12 protein-coding genes are annotated in these 16,374 nt (G+C 74.2%); 6 read left to right on the plus strand and 6 right to left on the minus strand.

Annotated features, from left to right (window positions below; all coding sequences use genetic code 11):
* Positions 1-13: 13 nt before the first annotated feature.
* Genes QSK39_RS18850 through QSK39_RS18875 form a run of 6 tightly spaced genes read right to left on the minus strand, consistent with a single transcriptional unit; the run spans position 14 to position 5,734 of the window.
* Positions 14-220 (minus strand): MbtH family protein, encoded by a 207-nt coding sequence (locus QSK39_RS18850; protein WP_285479050.1) that lies wholly within the window; start codon positions 218-220, stop codon positions 14-16.
* The gene (locus QSK39_RS18855; RefSeq protein WP_285479051.1) at positions 217-1,740 is read right to left on the minus strand and encodes an MFS transporter; all 1,524 of its coding nucleotides are present in this window, start codon (positions 1,738-1,740) and stop codon (positions 217-219) included. The genes QSK39_RS18850 and QSK39_RS18855 overlap by 4 nt, the downstream gene beginning before the upstream one ends.
* Positions 1,737-2,990 carry a glutamate synthase-related protein gene (locus tag QSK39_RS18860; protein ID WP_285479052.1) on the minus strand — a complete coding sequence of 418 codons (1,254 nt, stop codon included), beginning with the start codon at positions 2,988-2,990 and terminating at the stop codon, positions 1,737-1,739. Before QSK39_RS18860 ends, QSK39_RS18855 begins: the two co-directional genes overlap by 4 nt.
* Positions 2,987-3,970, minus strand: a complete 984-nt coding sequence (locus tag QSK39_RS18865; protein WP_285479053.1) for an asparagine synthetase A — start codon at positions 3,968-3,970, stop codon at positions 2,987-2,989. The genes QSK39_RS18860 and QSK39_RS18865 overlap by 4 nt, the downstream gene beginning before the upstream one ends.
* A gap of 31 nt (positions 3,971-4,001) precedes the next feature.
* Complete coding sequence (locus QSK39_RS18870) at positions 4,002-5,252, minus strand: methylaspartate mutase (RefSeq protein ID WP_285479054.1); 1,251 nt, start codon at positions 5,250-5,252, stop codon at positions 4,002-4,004.
* The gene (locus QSK39_RS18875) at positions 5,249-5,734 is read right to left on the minus strand and encodes a cobalamin B12-binding domain-containing protein (protein ID WP_285479055.1); all 486 of its coding nucleotides are present in this window, start codon (positions 5,732-5,734) and stop codon (positions 5,249-5,251) included. Before QSK39_RS18875 ends, QSK39_RS18870 begins: the two co-directional genes overlap by 4 nt.
* Before the next feature lie 422 nt (positions 5,735-6,156).
* Between QSK39_RS18875 and QSK39_RS18880 the strand changes: the two genes are divergently transcribed.
* The 6 genes from QSK39_RS18880 (at position 6,157) to QSK39_RS18905 (ending at position 16,338) form a co-directional block, all read left to right on the plus strand.
* Positions 6,157-9,003, plus strand: a complete 2,847-nt coding sequence (locus QSK39_RS18880; RefSeq protein ID WP_285479056.1) for a type 2 lanthipeptide synthetase LanM family protein — start codon at positions 6,157-6,159, stop codon at positions 9,001-9,003.
* Between the two features lie 52 nt (positions 9,004-9,055).
* Positions 9,056-9,235 (plus strand): hypothetical protein, encoded by a 180-nt coding sequence (locus QSK39_RS18885; protein WP_285479057.1) that lies wholly within the window; start codon positions 9,056-9,058, stop codon positions 9,233-9,235.
* Positions 9,236-9,280: 45 nt separating this feature from the next.
* Positions 9,281-9,463 (plus strand): hypothetical protein, encoded by a 183-nt coding sequence (locus tag QSK39_RS18890; protein ID WP_285479058.1) that lies wholly within the window; start codon positions 9,281-9,283, stop codon positions 9,461-9,463.
* Positions 9,464-9,504: 41 nt separating this feature from the next.
* Positions 9,505-9,681: a hypothetical protein gene (locus tag QSK39_RS18895; protein ID WP_285479059.1), complete on the plus strand. Its 177-nt coding sequence runs from the start codon at positions 9,505-9,507 to the stop codon at positions 9,679-9,681.
* Between the two features lie 64 nt (positions 9,682-9,745).
* Positions 9,746-12,637: a helix-turn-helix transcriptional regulator gene (locus QSK39_RS18900; RefSeq protein WP_285479060.1), complete on the plus strand. Its 2,892-nt coding sequence runs from the start codon at positions 9,746-9,748 to the stop codon at positions 12,635-12,637.
* Positions 12,638-13,017: 380 nt separating this feature from the next.
* Positions 13,018-16,338: a glycosylhydrolase-like jelly roll fold domain-containing protein gene (locus QSK39_RS18905; RefSeq protein ID WP_285479061.1), complete on the plus strand. Its 3,321-nt coding sequence runs from the start codon at positions 13,018-13,020 to the stop codon at positions 16,336-16,338.
* The last annotated feature ends 36 nt before the right edge of the window (positions 16,339-16,374 follow it).

Raw genomic sequence — 16,374 nt, forward strand, 5'->3', positions numbered from 1 at the left:
CGGCGGGTGGGGGTCAGCGCATCGAGGCGACGAGGCTCGCCGGGCGCAGGTCGGTCCAGTGCGTCTCGACGTACTCCAGGCACGCGGCGCGGGTGTCCTCGCCGTGCACGGTGCGCCAGCCGGCCGGGACGTCCACAGTGGACGGCCAGAGCGAGTGCTGGTTCTCGGCGTTGACCAGGACCAGGAAGGTGGCGTTCTCGTCTTCGAAGGGGTTGGTCATGACTTCTTCTCCTCTGTGAGGGCGGCCCGGCCGAGTGCCGGGGTGGCGACGAGCAGGGCGAGCGCGACGAGCGCGACCGCGGCGTGGGCGAACATGGTGAGCGGGACGCCGATCGCCTCGGTGAGCACGCCGATCAGCAGGTTGCCGACCGGGGTGGCGGCGAGGGTGAACAGCGCGAGGATCGACATGACGCGCCCGCGCATCTCGGGGGTCGCCCACCGCTGGGCGAGGCTGACGAGCACGAGCGCGGTGAGCCCGGCGACCAGGCCGAGGGTGAAGAAGGCGGCGACGCCGACGGCGAGGTTCCCGCTGGCCAGCAGCGCGAGGCAGCCGGCCTGGGCGGCGAGGCCCGCGGTGGCGAGCCGTCCGGCTTTCCCGCGGGGCGGCCACTTGACCGAGACGACGAAGGCGAGGGAGGCGCCGAGCGTCATGGCGGTGAGCAGCCAGCCGGCGCCGTGGGTGCCGCCGAGGAGGACGAGACCGAGGTTGATCGGGCCGGCCCCGCTGAGCTCGAGGAGGCCGGTGACGATCATGGCGGTCCGCAGGGCGGGCCGTCGTGCGACGTACCGGCAGCCTTCGCCGATCTCCTTGCCGAGCTGCTTGACCTTGACGCGTTCCCGGGGTTCGTTGCTGGTCAGCGTCTTGGTGTTGCCGGCGGCGAGGGCGGAGATCCCGAAGCTGACGCCGTTGACGACGGCGACGGTGACGAGCCCCCCGAGCCCGGCCAGCCAAGACCCGAGCGCCCCACCGGCGGCTTGCCCGCCCCGCACGGCGGCGAGGTAGACGGCGTTGCCGCGCACGAGGTGTTCGGGCGGGAGCAGGTTCGGGCGCAGGGCATCGGAGGCGGGGATGAAGAAGGCACTGGCCACGGCCATGACGACGATGAGCCCGGCGAGGAGAGGAAGCTGCGGCCCGACCACGAGGACGGCGGCGGCCCCGGCGAGCATGGCCCCGGCGCGGACGAGGTCGGTGGTGATGAGGACGCGCCTGGGTCCGGTGCGGTCGGCGACGGCGCCGCCGACGAGGAGGGTGAGGACTTTGGGGAGGGAACCGAGGGCGAGGACGAGGCCGGCGAGGGCCGGTCCGGCGGTGCCGACGAGGGTGACGGAGAGGGCGATGAGCCAGACCGCGTCGCCGAAGGAGGACAGGCCCATGGCCAGGACGAGGCCGAGGAAGGGAGCAGGGAGGGCTTTGCCTGCGGTGGGGACGGGCTCGGCAGCGGCGGCCGGCTCGGCCACCACGGTGGCGCGATTCGCGGCAGCGATGCCCAACGCCCCCGTGACCCCGGCCGGCCCAGGCGCCGGGTGCGGCTCGGCTGCTGGCGCGGTGGTGGCGGGCTCGGCCGCGCCCGGCTTGGCCGGTGCGGTGGTGCGCTTGGCCGCAGCAATGCCCGGCGCCCCGGCCCGCGCAGGCGCCAGGTGCGGCCCGGCTGCCGCCGGGGTTCGCGAACCGGTCTCCGCCAAACGCGGCCCGGTCGGCGGGTCGAGTTCCGCCGCGCGGGGCTCCTCGACCGCCGTCATGACAGCACCTGCTCGCGGACTCGGTCCGGCGTCCCCGGGAACCACACGTCCTCGGGCGTCAGCGCGTCGGCGCGGTACTGGCCCAGCGCGCTGAGCAGCATCCGCAGCTCCAGCGCCAAGGCCTCAACGAACCGGAGCAGCCCGGAAGCCGGGTCCGTGTCCACCGCCAGCAGCGCCGCGCGGCCGAGGCCTGCCGCGCGGGCTCCCAATGCCAGGACCTTTGCCACTCGCGTGCCCTCCCACATGCGGCCCGAGGCCAGCAAGCACCCCGCCGGCACACCGATGCGGGACAAGCACTCCGCCAGCGGCAGGCCGACCGAAGCGAACGACAGCGGGGCCCAGCCCGACCCGCCCTCCGCGCCGTCGACCGTCACCGCCGAGGCTCCCGCCGCCCACGCCACCGATGCCGCGAACGCCACATCGCGGCCCGGCGGGAGCTTCACCCACACCCCGGCGCGCGGGAAGTTGTTGCGCATCAAGCGGATCTGCTGACGGAGGATCTCGTCGGTGAACGTCCCCGGCGAACTGCTCCGCAACACCGAAGAGCCCAGCGACAGATCGACCGCGTACTGAGAAGACAGCGAAGCGGCGACAGCAGGCGAGACCAGCGTCATCCCGCCGAGCCCCGGCTTCGCGCCCTGCCCCACCTTCAGCTCGAACGCCAACCTCCCGGACTCCAGCAGCGATGCCGCCGACGGGTCCGAGTACACGAGGTTCCACACCTCCGCGTCCGCGTCCTCGGTGCTCTGCTGGACGACCACCCCGCCGAGCCCGTCGGGCACCGCGTCCGCGTACGCCCGCATCCGCTCCAGCAGCGTCCCGGCCGACGCTCCGCCCGCACGACCGTGGCCGTGCACCGGGACGACGTTCTCGCCGATCACCATCGGGATCCCGAGCCGCGCCGCCTGCGCCGAAGCCGCCGCGCCCAGCCCGGCACCGGCGACCTGCGTCGAGCCGAATGCCGACAGGTACAGCGGCAGCGAAGACTCGAACCCGCCGATCGACGTCGACAGGGAGACGTCGCCGTACAACGGCTCGCGGCCCAGCTCGATCAGCTTCTCCAGCCGCCGCGGTACGAACACCGGCGGGACCAGCCGCGCCTCGTCAAGAACGTCCGACGAAAAAGAAGGAGCGTCGCCGAACAACGATGTCCCGTAAGAAGAAGCGTCAGGGAACACCGCCGCGGCGCCGGAACGGGCCCGCTCCCGGACCTGGTCGGCGGGGAACCCGGAGGCGTGCAGCGCGGTCACGGCGAGACCACCCCCGGCAGCTTCGGGAACGCCGTCGCCTGCCACACCGCGTCCAGCCCGGCCACGTACCGGGTGAACCGCTGCACGCCCAGGCCGAACCCGGCACTCGCCGGGATCCCGGCCCGGACCAGGTCGAGGTACCACGCGTACTTCGCCGGGTTCTCGCCGGTCTCCCGCATCCGCGTGACGATCCGGCCGTAGTCGTGCTCACGCTCGCTGCCACTGCACAGCTCGCCGTAGCCCTCCGGCGCGATCAGGTCGAAGTTGCGCAGGACGCCGGCAACAGAAGTGCTTTCGCGGTCGTAGAACCCGCGCGACCCCTTCGGGTAGTCGACGAGGAAGAACGGCCGCGCGTGCTTCTCCGACAGGATCGCTTCGCCCGCCCAGTCGATCTCGGCGTCCGCGCTCTGCGGGTGCCCGAGCTCGCGCAGCGTCTCGACGGCGGTGGCGTGCGGCAGCCGGCCGAACGCGCCGCCGAGCAGGTCGGTGAACGCGCCCGAGTCGCGGCCGAGCGCCTCCAGTACGTCGCCCGCGTCCTCGACGACGCGGCGCACCACGTGCGCCACCAGGTCCTGCAGCAGGTCGAGCACGTCGTCGCGGGACGCCCCGGCGACCTCGACGTCGAGCTGGTGGAACTCGGCCAGGTGCCGGCTCGTGTTCGCCGTCTCCAGGGGCTCCAGCCGCACGTTCGGCGCGACGTAGAAGATCTTCGAGAAGCCGAGCAGCGACGCCTGCTTGTACAGGATCGCGCTGGTCATCAGCTTGTAGCGGTGGCCGTAGAAGTCGACGTCGACCTGCTTCGCGCCGCGGCCGCCGGGGTCGGTGACCGGGCCGATCACCGGCGGCAGCAGCTCGGTGAAGCCGCGGGCGCCGAGGAACGCGCGCGCCTCGGTGAGCATCTTGTGCTGGAGGCCCAGCACGTGCCGCGTGGTCTCCGAGGTCAGGTGCGTACGCGGGTCCGGCGGATCGGTGTACTCCATGGCGTTTTCACTCCCAGCTGGTCGGGACGGATCAGGACAGGACCGGGTCGAGCCTTCGGCGGTGGTAGGACAGGTCGGCGAGCAGCCGGGTCGCGCTGACCCGGTCGTGACCGCGGCGGCCGCCCAGCGCGGGCGGCAGCGGCATCCGGCCGGTGTGCCACCACTGCAGGCGGCCTTCGTCGTCGAGCACGCACCGGGTTTCGCCGCCGTTGTCGGGGTGCAGGCAGTACGGGACGTCGAGCAGGCCGCGTTCGAACGCCGCCGGCAGCGCCTCGGCCAGCGTCGGGGCGAGCGAGCGCACCTCGTCGACGAGCCGCCGCGCCTGCGCGTACACCTCGGTGTCCTCTGATGTGGGGGCGGCCGGAGCCGGCTGGTCCAGCGCGGTGGCGTGGGCCAGCCGCAGGGCCTCGACGTTCTCTTCGACGGTGGGGATCCGGTGTGCTTCCGCCGTGGTCTTGACGATCAGCCGCTCGGTGCCGGTGCGCACGGCCAGCCGGACGCTCTCGGCGACCAGCTCCCGGGCCCCGGCCGCGGACTCCGGGAACAGGCCCATGTACGTGTAGAGCACGATATGATAGTCCACAGTGGACAGTTCCTCGGCGCAGAGCCGCCGCATCGCCCACAGCGCTTCGGCGTCCTGCTCCGGGCTGGTCTGCTGCGCGTAGCTGGCCGATACGCTGCGCACGCCGTGCTCGACGAAGAACAGGCACTCGAGCACCGACAGCGCGACGAGCAGGCCCGGCGGGCACAGCTGCCCGAGCATGCAGCCGCCGAAGCTCTCCAGGTGGCACTCGACGGCCTGCCCGGCCAGCAGCGACGCCGAGCGCGACCACGACTTCGCCGCCGTCCGCAGCGGCACGCTGCTGTAGGGCAGGCAGTAGGAGACCGGCCCGCCCTCGGAGGCGTCGAGCCCGGCTTCGAGCATCGCGGCGAAGATGTCCTCCGGCTGCGCCGACCCGTGCCGCACCTGGACCGGGAAGCGCGGGCCGTACAGGCCGTCCACCAGCTCGGCGGTGACGGCCGGGCCCAGCGCCACCAGCGGGTAGCCGTTGAGCGGGACGCCGGAGGCGATCGACATGGCGGCGAGGTCGTGCTGCCCGGTGCGGGTGTAGCTGTCCAGGGTCACGGTGCCGACGGCCGGCACGCCCGCCTCGGCGACCGCGCGCAGCCCGCGGCGCATCGTGGCGGGGTCGGAGAACCCCATGCGCGGCTGGACGAGCAGCGTCCGGCGGCGCCGGTGCTCGGCCACGAAGCCGCTGAACACCGACCGGGCAGCGGTCACCGCAAGGTCCGGACGTTCGCCGCGACGAACTCGCGGAACGACTCGATCGCCTGGCCGGAGTCACCGGCGCCGACGTGGAACACCGCGTCGTAGCCCAGTGCCAGCAGCTCGGTCTCCAGCCCGGCGTTGGCGTCGCCCTGGACGCCGAGCTTGCCGCCGATGACGGCGGGCAGGCCGGCCAGCTCGGCGTCGGCGCGCAGGGCGGAGATCACCCGGGCGCCGTCGACGTGGCCGTGGCCGTTGATGGTGCTGATCACCAGGCAGTCCGGCCGCTCGGCGCGGCAGGCGGCCAGCAGCCGCTCGACCGGGACGCAGGCGCCGAGGTTGACCACCTCGTGCCCCATCTCCTCCATGATCAGCTGGAGGGCGACGAGGTTCCACATGTGCGAGTCGGACTGGACGCTGGACAGGACGAACTTGAGCGGGGACCCGGCGGCCACGCCGGGCCCGTCGGGGGTCTGCTCGATCTGGAACGTGGTCATCGTGCGTCGCTCCCTGTGTGTTCGGGGAACGTCCGCGGGGCGAGCCGCGAACTTCTCACGACGAATCGTCATCGGCCGGCGGCCCGCGCACATGGGTGCGGCGGCCCCGCATTCCGGTGCCGCTCCCGGCACCGGAGTCCGCCTCGCGCGCGGGCGACGCGGCCGCGCGCGCGACCGCGGAGACAGGGGGCCGGGGGTGCCCCGCACGGGGGATCGAGCCGGTGCGCGCCCTCGTCAACCCCTGTCGGGCCCGCCCACCGAACGGACCAACCGCCACGTCCATTCAGGGCAAGCACGTAGTCCGCGACCAGGCGTTTCGCCGGCGGCGCCCCCATGAACCCCTAATACGCCCCCATGCCGCGCGGGAATGCGGGCGTAGCACCCCCATGTAACCGGCGTCACCCGCTGCCATGCTCGATCCCGTGATTCCCCCGCAGCCGAACCCGGCGACCACGACGCTCCCGCCCACCTGGTGGGCGGCGGCGCTGACCACGCAGGAGCGGCGTCCGGACGGCGTCCGCCCCGCGTGGGTGGACTTCGCCGAGACGGCGCTCACGTCGGCCCGGCCCGCCGCTCCGGCGACCGGTCCGGACTGGCGCACCGCGTTCGCCGCGGTGTTCCGCCCCTTCACCGACGCGGCCCGCGCCGCGATCGCCGGCGCCGCAGCGGCTTCGCCCGCCGTCGACGCCACCGCGATCGCCGGCGGGTGCGCCGCGGGGCTGGGTCACCAGCTCGCCGGGCTCGCCGCCCGCACGCTGGTGCTGGAACTCGGCCGGGCCCGCCGCGCGGAGCTCCTCACGGGGGAAACGCCGGAAGCGCGGTTCGCCGGCTTCGTCCGGCAGACCGGCACCCCGGCCGGGCTCACCGACCTGCTGCACCGCTACCCCGTGCTCGCCCGGCTCGCCGCGCAGGCTTCGCTGCACGCGATCGAGTCGGTCACCGAACTGCTCGACCGCTTCACCGCCGACCGTGCCGACCTCGCCGCGTTCATCGGCGCCGAGCCCGGCACGCTGGTCGAGATCAGCGGCGGCACCGGGGACGCCCACCAGCGCGGCCGCTCGGTCCGCGAGCTGCGGTTCGCCGGCGGCGCGCGCGTCATCTACAAGCCCCGCCCGCTCGACCTGCACGCGGCGTTCACCGGCCTGGTGGAGTGGCTCAACCCGCGCGTGCCCGGCCTCGAGCTGCGCACGGTCGACGTCCTGGTGCGCCCCGGCTACGGCTGGCTGCGCTTCGTCGAGCACCGGCCGTGCGCCGACCTCACCGAGGTGGACCGGTTCTACCGCCGCCAGGGCGTGCTGCTCGCCCTGCTGCACGCCCTCGACGGCACCGACGTGCACTTCGAGAACATCATCGCCGCCGGCGACCAGCCCGTGCTGATCGACATCGAAACGCTCTTCCAGCCGGTGCTGCCGGCCGAAGAGACCGAGGTCGACCCCGCTTCCGAGCTGCTCGCGCGGTCGGTGCACCGGACGCTGCTGCTGCCGCAGATGATCGTCGGCGAGCACGGCGCGGTCGACATCTCCGGCCTCGGCGGCGGCCGCGCGGCGGGCCCGGCGCTGACCCGCGTCGACTGGCTCGACGCCGGCACCGACCGGATGCGGCTGACCCGGGTGCCCGGCGGGGTCGGCACCGGCGTCAACCGGCCGACCCTCGGCGGCGTCGACGTCGAACCGGCCGAGCACGGGGCCGCGCTGCTGGCCGGGTTCCGCGCCGGCTACGACGCGATCGCCGCCGGTGCGGCGGAGTTCACCGCCCTGCTGGACCGCTGCGCCGGCGCGGGGATCCGCGTCCTGGTGCGCCCGACCAGCTTCTACACGCGGCTGCTCGACGAGACCACGCACCCGTCGCTGCTGGCCGGCGCCGACGCCCGCGACGACGCGTTCGGGCTGCTGCACGACGACAGCACCGACGACGTCCGCCGCGGCCTCGTCGCCGCCGAGCTCACCGACCTGTGGGCGGGCGACGTCCCGATGTTCATCGGCCGGCCCGGATCCGCGGACCTCTGGGACGCCGACGGGAACCGCCTCCCCGGGCTCCTGGGCGAACCGCCGCTGACGACGGTCCGCGCGAAGGTCGCCGGGATGACCACGATCGACCGCCGCGACCAGGAGTGGCTGATCTCCGCGGCGCTGGCGACCCGCCCGGCGGCCGAGACGCACGCGGGCACCGGGGTCACCGACCGGGTCCTGCCGAGCAAGAGCCCCGAGCCCGCGCACCTGCTTTCGGCGGCGTGCGGGGTCGCCGACGCGATCATCGCCCGGGCGTCCTCGGCCGGCGGCCGGGTCAACTGGGTGGGCCTGGAGCTCGTCGACGAGAAATACTGGACCGTGCTGCCGATGGGCGCCGGGCTCGGCGAGGGCTACACCGGCGTCGCGCTGTTCCTCGCGCAGCTGGCCGAGCTGACCGGCATCGACCGCTACCGCGACCTGGCCGGGAAGGCGCTTTCCGGCCTGCCGTGGCTGGTGTCGGCGCTGGAGGCCGACCCGGAGCTCGCCGCCGCGGCCGGGCCCGGCGGGCTGCTGGGGCTCGGCGGCGTCGCCTACGCCACGGCCCGGCTCGCCCGGCTGCTCGACCGCCCGGACCTGCTCGACCTGACCGCTCGCACGGTCGCGGTCATGCCCGCCCCGACGCCCGAGACGTCGCCGCGCTACACCACCGGCCTGGCCGGCGGCCTGGTCGCGCTGCGCTCGGTGGCCACCCAGACCGGGCTCGCCGAAGCCACGCTGCTGGCCGCCGCCTACGCGGCCGAGCTCGCCGTCCGCTCCCTCGACCCCGACCTCGCCGACCCCGGGTTCGCGCACGGCGCGGCCGGCGTCGACTGGGCCCTCGCCGGCTACCCGCGCGAGACGGCGACCCTGCCGCCCGCGAAGGCCGCCACCGGGCACGGATGGTGTTCCGGCCTGGCCGGGCAGGTGCTGGCCTACGCCGGCCAGCCCGCGGTGCTCGGCGGCCTCGACGAGCAGGTCGCGGCCCTCGCCGCCCAGGACCCGCTGCGCGACCTGAGCCTCTGCCACGGCGAAACCGGCATCACCGACGTTCTCGGCTTCCTCGCCGACACCGGGCACCTCGGCGCCGCCGCCGCGGTCGCCACCCGCACCGGGCAGCTGCTCACCGCCGTCGAACAGGACGGCGCGCGCTGCGGCACCCCCGACGGCGTCCCGTCCCCCGGCCTGCTGACCGGCCTGGCCGGCATCGGCTACGGCCTGCTGCGCCTGGGCTTCGGCCCCCGCGTCCCGTCCGCCCTGCTCCTGCAACCCCCGACCCGCTGAGCCCCTGATCCGCACCCGTCCCCACCGTCCCGCCCTGAGGAGAGAACGACCGATGCCCGAAACCACCGCCGAGACCGTCGAAGCCACCGTCGGTGCCCTGGTGCTCCCCCGCGCGAACCGCCGCGGTGCCCGCAACCAGGCGCTGGCCGGCACCCGGCCCCGGCTCTCCGGGATGACCCTCGAGACGCTCGGTGGCCCCACCGTCGTCACCAACGGCACCTTCGCCCTCTGACGTCCGTCCCCTGCCCCGATTGCGACAGAAAGCGGAGAACACGCCATGAGCGAGTACGACTTCACCGGCTCGGACAACCCCGTCGGCGACCCGACCCTCCCGGTGCCGACCCGGACCGGCGCCCGCAACCGCGCCCTCGCCGGCCGGACCGCGCGGCTGAGCCACAACGGCGCCGACACCCTGGACATCACCCCGGTCTTCACCGTCAGCATCGCGTTCCCCCAGTAGCCGTTCCCGCCCCCAGCACTACCGAGAGTGGAGCCACCCGCATGACCCAGCACGACTTCGCCGGCCCGGACAACCCGATCGGCGACTTGACCCTCCCCCGGACCTCCCGCACCGGCGCCCGCAACCACGCGCTGTCCGGCAAAACGGCGCGCGTGAGCCAGAACTCGCTGACCACGATGGACATCACGGTCGTCACGGGCGGCTTCACCGAACAGTGAGACACCGGGGCGTCGGTAATTCGACCTACGTCCGGATGTGGCCAGTCCGGTTATAGTGACCGCGATGGGCATCCGGTCGACGCGTCTCATCGGACGCGACAGGGAGCTCGGCGCACTGTCCCAGGCTCTGGAGAAGGCCCGCACCGACCACGGTGGGGCCTTCTTCCTTGTCGGCGAAGGCGGGATCGGGAAGTCCCGGCTCGCCGCCGACGTCGCCTCGCGGGCCCTGGCGACCGGGCTCCCGGTGCTACGCGGACGAGCCAGCTCGATCGGCCCGATGGTGCCGTTCCGGCCACTGGCCGAAGCCCTGCTTTCGCACTTCCGCGGCGGTCTCCCGCCCGCCGCGCCCGAGCTCGACCCGCTCGTGCCGGTGCTCGCCCGGCTCGTGCCCGACTGGTACCGCGGCGACCGGCCGCACGACAACGGGAACCTGCTCGTGCTGGCCGAAGCCGTGTTCCGGCTGCTGTCGGTGGCCGGTCGCGAAGGCGGCTGCCTGATCGTGCTGGAGGACCTGCACAACGCCGACGCCGAGACCCTGTTCATCGTCGAGTACCTCGTCGACAACCTGGCGTCGAGCCGGGTCATGCTGATCGGCACCCTGCGCGGCGAGCCGGGCGAGGCGCTGCGGCTGGCGACCGCGGCGGCGCAGCGCTCGTCCAGCCACACCTTCGAACTGGCCCGGCTCGACGCCGAGCGCACCCGCGAGTTCGCGGCCGCCTGCCTGGAGACCGAGCCGGCCGCGGTCCCGGCCGCCGTCGCGAACCTGTTGTGGCAGAACAGCGAGGGCGTCCCGTTCGTCGTCGAGGAGCTGCTGCACGGCATGCTCGGCGACGGCCTGCTCGTCGGTGGGGCGGGCGGCTGGCAGGTCGTCGGCGAGCTGCAGGCCCGCGTGCCGGAGGCGCTGATCAGCAGCATCGCCACCCGCGTCGACGCACTCGGCTCGGACGGCGAGACGCTGCTTTCGGTGGCCGCCGTGCTGGGCCGGCGGTTCCCGCTGTCGGTCGTGCAGGCGGTGACCGACATGGACGACCGCATGCTGCACAACCACATCAGCGCGAGCGTCGCGGCGCACCTGGTCACCACCGACGAGACCACGCCCGGCTGGTACGCCTTCCGCCACCCGCTGACCGCCGAGGCCCTGCTGGCCCGGCTCGTGCCGTCGACGAAGGCGAACCTGGCGCGCCGGGCCGCCGACGCCGTCGAACTCCTGCACCCCGGCCTGCCGGGCGAGCTGTGCGCGCTGGCCGCGGCGCTGCGGCTGACGGCGATGGACCACCCCGGCGCCGGCCGGCTGTTCGCCGAGGCCGGCCGCCGCGCGCTCGACGGCGGCGCGGCCGACACCGCGGTGACCATGCTGACCCGCGCCGTCGAGCTGCTGGCCGCGGCCGGCCCGGACGACCGCGCCGACGCCCTGGAGACCCTGCTGCACGCGCTCGGGCAGACCGGCCAGTTCGACCGGGCCGTCGAGTTCTCCGCCCGCTTCGCCGAGATCGGCCGTCTGGAACGGGCGGTCGACCTGCACATCCAGCTGGCGTGGGCGGCCTACATCGGCGGGCGGCACGACGAGTGCCTCAACCAGATCGAGCAGGCCCGCGCGCCGCTCGGCGGCGAGATCACCGAAGAGCAGAAGGCGGGGCTGGACGCCGTCGAAGCGACGCTGTGGCTGGACATCCCGGGCCCGGCGCACACCGAGCGGGCCCGGAAGCTGGCCGAGCAGGCGTGGGAGGTCGCCGAGCGCGCCGGAGTGCCGTTCGTGTCGTGCCAGGCGCTGCAGGTCCTCGGCATGGTGGCGCTGGAGACCGACCTCGCCGAAGCCGAGCGCTACCTGCAGCTGGCGCGGCGGCTGGCCGAACAGCACCAGCTGACGCACCTGCGCACCCAGGTGCTCGTGCGGCTCGGCGGGCACCGGATGCTGGCCGAGGGCGACGTCCGCACGTTCGACCTGGCCCGCGCGGAGGCCCAGCGCACCGGCGCGATCACGCTGACCTGCGCGGTCGACGCGAGCCGCGCGGTGCACGCGGCGATGCGCGGCGAGTTCGCGCAGGCCGACACGATCCTCGACGAGAACCTCGCGGTGCTCGGCCGGCTCGGCCTGGTCGCGCTGCTGCAGTACACGCACATGACGCGCGCGATGGTGGCCGCCCACCAGGCGGACCGGCCGCGGATGGACCGCGCGCTCGAGGACTTCCGCACGGCGGGCGGCACCGGAGCACAGGAGCTCGTCCTCAGCGTCGGGCTGGCCCAGGTGTTCTGTTCCCTGCTCGAGGAGGACGCCGAACGCGCCCGCCGCGAGCTGGACCAGGTGCTGGCCCTGGAGGAGCGGCAGCCGAGTCGCTTCCACCTGGCCGGCCAGCACGGCCTGCGGCTGCTGGTCGAGGCGCTGGACGGGACGGAGCCGGAGGTGACCCGGCCGCGGGCGGCGGTGAGCGGGATGCGCTGGAACCGCCAGTTCGTCCTGCTCGGCGACGCGGTCCGCCACGGCCGCGCGGGAGAACCGGAGCAGGCCGACGCGGCGGTGGCGGCGGCGATCGAGGCGGCGGCCCCGTTCCCGGTGAGCAGGCACCTGGGGCTGCGGATGGTGGCGGAGTCCGCCTCGGCCGACGGCTGGGGCGACCCGGTGACGTGGCTGAAAGAGGCCGAGGAGTACTTCCACCAGGCGGAGGTGACGGCGGTCGCGAGCGCGTGCCGCGGCCTGCTGCGCAAGATCGGCGCCCCGGTCGGCCAGCGCCGCACGGGCTCGGACCGCCTCCCGGCCACCTTGCGCTCGGCCGGGGTGACGGTGCGCGAGTACGAGGTGCTGCAGCTGCTGGCGGACAACATGGGCAACAAGGACATCGCCCGCCGGCTGCACATTTCGCCGCGCACGGTGGAGAAGCACGTGGCGAGCTTGATGGCGAAGTCGAACCTGCAGAACCGGGGCGAGCTGACGGAGTACGCGCGGAACACACCCCACTAGCGGCGGCTCGGGCCGGCGGGGGCCTGGCCGCGAGGTGTCGATGGCGGCTTCGGGGACGCCGGGTGGCCGGAATCCTCCATCGACGAGCACCGAGGGCCCCTGGCCGTGACGCGACCCCGACGGCGGAACCGTCGCCGGAGCTTCAGCCGGCGAACCCGTTCCACCGTCGAACGAATTGCAACGCGCGACACCAGCTGCGGCGGCTCGATCCGGGCGGTAGTGCCCCGGCATTTTCGCTTGCCCGGGCACGCCCGGGGCCACCACCCGAACGTCCACATCGGACTCTCACCTGTTCACCCCCGATCAGACCTTGACGCGCGTGATGCGGGTCACGTAAATTACTTGCTCATTGAATCGTTTCAATTCAGCTGGGGAGCTTCATGACCGAGCACGACGAAGTGCGGATCATGCCCACCACCGGCGTGCGGCTGTCCCGGCGGCAGGCGCTCACGCTCGCCGTCGCCACCGGGGTGGCCCTCCGGATCCCCGCCGCCGAAGCCGCGACCGAGGCGACCAGCGGCTTCTCCGCCGGCCGCTTCGCCGACCCGCGGCCCGACTCGCGCCCCACCGTGCTGTGGTTCTGGAACGGCACCGTCACGCCCGGCCTCGTCGCCACCGGGCTCGCCGACCTGCGTGGTCAAGGCGTGCACGAAGTCCTGCTCTTCCCCTTCGAAACCGGTGCTCTGAAACCCGCCTTCTTCACCGAAGACTGGTTCTCCGTCATCGAATTCGCCCTCCGCGAGGCCCAGCGCCACGGCATGCACCTCTGGCTGTTCAACGACGACTACTTCCCCAGCGGCCGCGCCGCCGGCCTCGTCGTCGACGGCGGGACCGTCGGCGGCCGCGTGTACCCGCCCCGGCCGGACCTTCGGCTCAAAGGCGTCGGGCACCAGGTGCTGACGGCCACCGGCGGCTCGCCGGTGCCCTTGGTCAGCCGCGGGCTGTCCGTTTCGGACGGCCGGCTGCTCGTCGACGCCGCCGCCCGCGACGGCGTCACCCTCCTGCGGCAAGGCGCCCAGTGGCAGGACTACGACGTCGAAGCGAAGGTCCGGGTCGAGAGCGCGACCGCGGGCCTGATGGTGCGCAGCGCGAGCGAGGGCGACGGCGTCCTCGCCGACCTGCGGGCCGACGGCGCCGTCGACGTCTGGCAGCAGACCGGCGGCGCCTTCGCCCTGGTCCGGAGCGGAACTCCGGTGCCGGGCTTCGACGCGAGCGCGGACCACGTACTCCTCGTCACGGTCCGGGGCACGCACCTGACCGTGGCGCTGGACGGCACCGCGCAGGCCCCGGCCGACATCGCTTTCGCCGCCGGGCGCGTCGGGGTGCGCGCGGTGGCGAGCCAGCGGTCCTCGTGGGACCGCCTGACCGTCCGCGATCCCGCCGGAACCGTCCGGTACGACGAAACCTTCGACACCGCCGCCGCGCTCGACGCCTTCGACCTGCCCGCCGACGGACTGCCGCTGGTCGCCGCGACCGCCCGCCCGGCGGGCTCCACCGACCCGAAGTCCCTCGTGGACCTCACGAACCAGGCCCGCGCGGGCGGGACGTGGACGCCGCCGGCCGGGCGGTGGCAGCTGGACCTGTTCACCGTCCGCCCGCTGAGCACGCCCACCGGCTCCGGCCGCGCCTACCTGGACCTCCTGGACGACGAGGCCGTGCGGCTGTTCCTCGACGCCGTGCCGGGCGAGTACGTCCGCCGCTTCCCGTGGGCCGGGAAAGCCGTCCTACGCGGCTTCGCCGACGACGAGCCGTACCTCGCCTCGGCGCACGGCCCCTTCGACACCGTCCCCTGGTCCCCCACCCTCGACGCCGAACTGGGCCGGCTCGGGACGTCGGCCGGGGTCGCCCTGACCGCGGTGCACGACGACCTCGGCGCGGACGGCCTCCGCCTGCGCGGGCTGTTCTGGCGCGCGGTGAGCAACCGGTTCGCGGCCGCCTACTACCGCACGCAGGGCCGGTGGATGGCCGACCACGGCCTCGAGCTGATCTCCAACCCGCTGTGGGACGAGTACGGCCCGGGCGAACAGCTGCAGAGCTCCGGCAACCTCAACGCGAACAACCAGTGGGCGCAGCGGCCCGGCACCGACCTGATCTTCGACCACTACCAGCGCGGCTACCACCGCACGCTGTCGCGCTTCCCGGCCAGCACGGCGCACCAGCTGGGCCTCGAGCGCGTCTACCTCGAAGCCATGGGCGGCACCGGGTGGACGGTGACCCCGGCGTTCGTGCGCGAGGTCGTCGGCGCGTTCGCCGTGCGCGGGGTCAACCACACGCTGCTGCACGCGCGGTTCAGCGACGAGAGCCAGATCGTCTACCCACCGCCGTTCCAGCCCGCCAACCCGTGGTGGCCGGTGTCCGCGCCGCTGAACGACTGGATCGGCAGGCTGATGGAAGCCTGCCGCGCGCCGGCCGTCGCGCAGACCGCCCTGCTGCAGCCACAACGCGCCGCGGAGTCCACTCAGGACACCCCGGCGATGGCCGAGCTCGACACGGCGTTCCTCACCACCGCGCACGCGCTCGAAGACGTCCAGGTGGACTTCGACTTCCTCGACGAGGGCGCGCTCGACGCCGACCCCGCGCTGGTGACCCACGCCCGGCCGAGCGGGCCGAACCTGGTCGTCGGGCAGCAGGCGTACCGGATCGTGGTGGTGCCGGCGACGCCGGTCCTGGCGCTCGGCGCGGTGCGGACGCTGACGCGGTTCGCCCGTGGCGGCGGCGCCGTGGTCGTCATCGGCACGCCACCGGCCCGCGAAGCCGGTGGTGACGACGCGGGCCTGCGGGCCGCCTTGGCCGAGTTGTTCGCGGCGCGCTCGGTGACGCGGGCGGCCGACCCGGGTGCGGCGGCGGCCGCGGCGGTCACGGCCGGTGGCGCGGCGGCCGCGTTGGACCCGCCGCACGCCGACATCCGGGTGCTGCGCCTGGAAAACCGCGGCGAGCAGGCGTTCGTCGTGGTGAGCGAACGGGCCGACGCCGTCGAGCTGACCGCGACGTTCCCGGCGACCGGAACGCCCGAGGTGTGGGACCCCGACACCGGCGCGGCCACCCCGGCGGGTGTCTGGCGCAAGGCCGGGGCCGGCACGGCGGTTTCCCTGCGGCTGGAGCCGAAAGCCGCGCTGCTGGTGGTCTTCCGCGGCGGACGGGAACCCTTGCACGCGGTGTCCGCGTCGGCGCCGGTGGAGCGGATCGACGGGCGGAGCGCGATCGTGCGCGCGACCGGGCCGGGCCGCATCACCGTCACCGCGACGGACGGCGCTCGCCGTTACACCGGCGCGGCGACCGTCTCCGACTCGCTCGCGCCGGTCGCGCTCGGCGGCGCCTGGACGTTCCACTTCGACCGCGCCGGCGCGCCGGTGACCACGCGGCCGCTCGGCTCGTGGACCGACGTGGACGCCGCGTACTCCGGATCCGCCTGGTACGAAACGGAGTTCGACCTGCCCGCCGTGCCCGGCCGGCGGTGGACGCTCGACCTCGGCGAGGTCCACGAGGTGGCCGAAGTGGAAGTCAACGGCACAGCTACCGGGTCACGGCTCTGGCCGCCCTACCGGGTCGACGTGAGCGCCGCCCTGCGCCCCGGCCGCAACCGCGTCCGGGTGCGGGTCACGAACACCGGCGCCAACGCGCGCGGGCAGGTGCTCGCGTCCGGCCTGCTCGGGCCGGTCACGCTGCGCCCGTACCGGCTCGTGAGCGTACCGCTGACTTAAACGTTTCACACTCTCCGGCACATCTCAACGTGCGAG

Source organism: Amycolatopsis sp. NBRC 101858, from assembly GCF_030269325.1.
Classification (GTDB): domain Bacteria; phylum Actinomycetota; class Actinomycetes; order Mycobacteriales; family Pseudonocardiaceae; genus Amycolatopsis; species Amycolatopsis ponsaeliensis.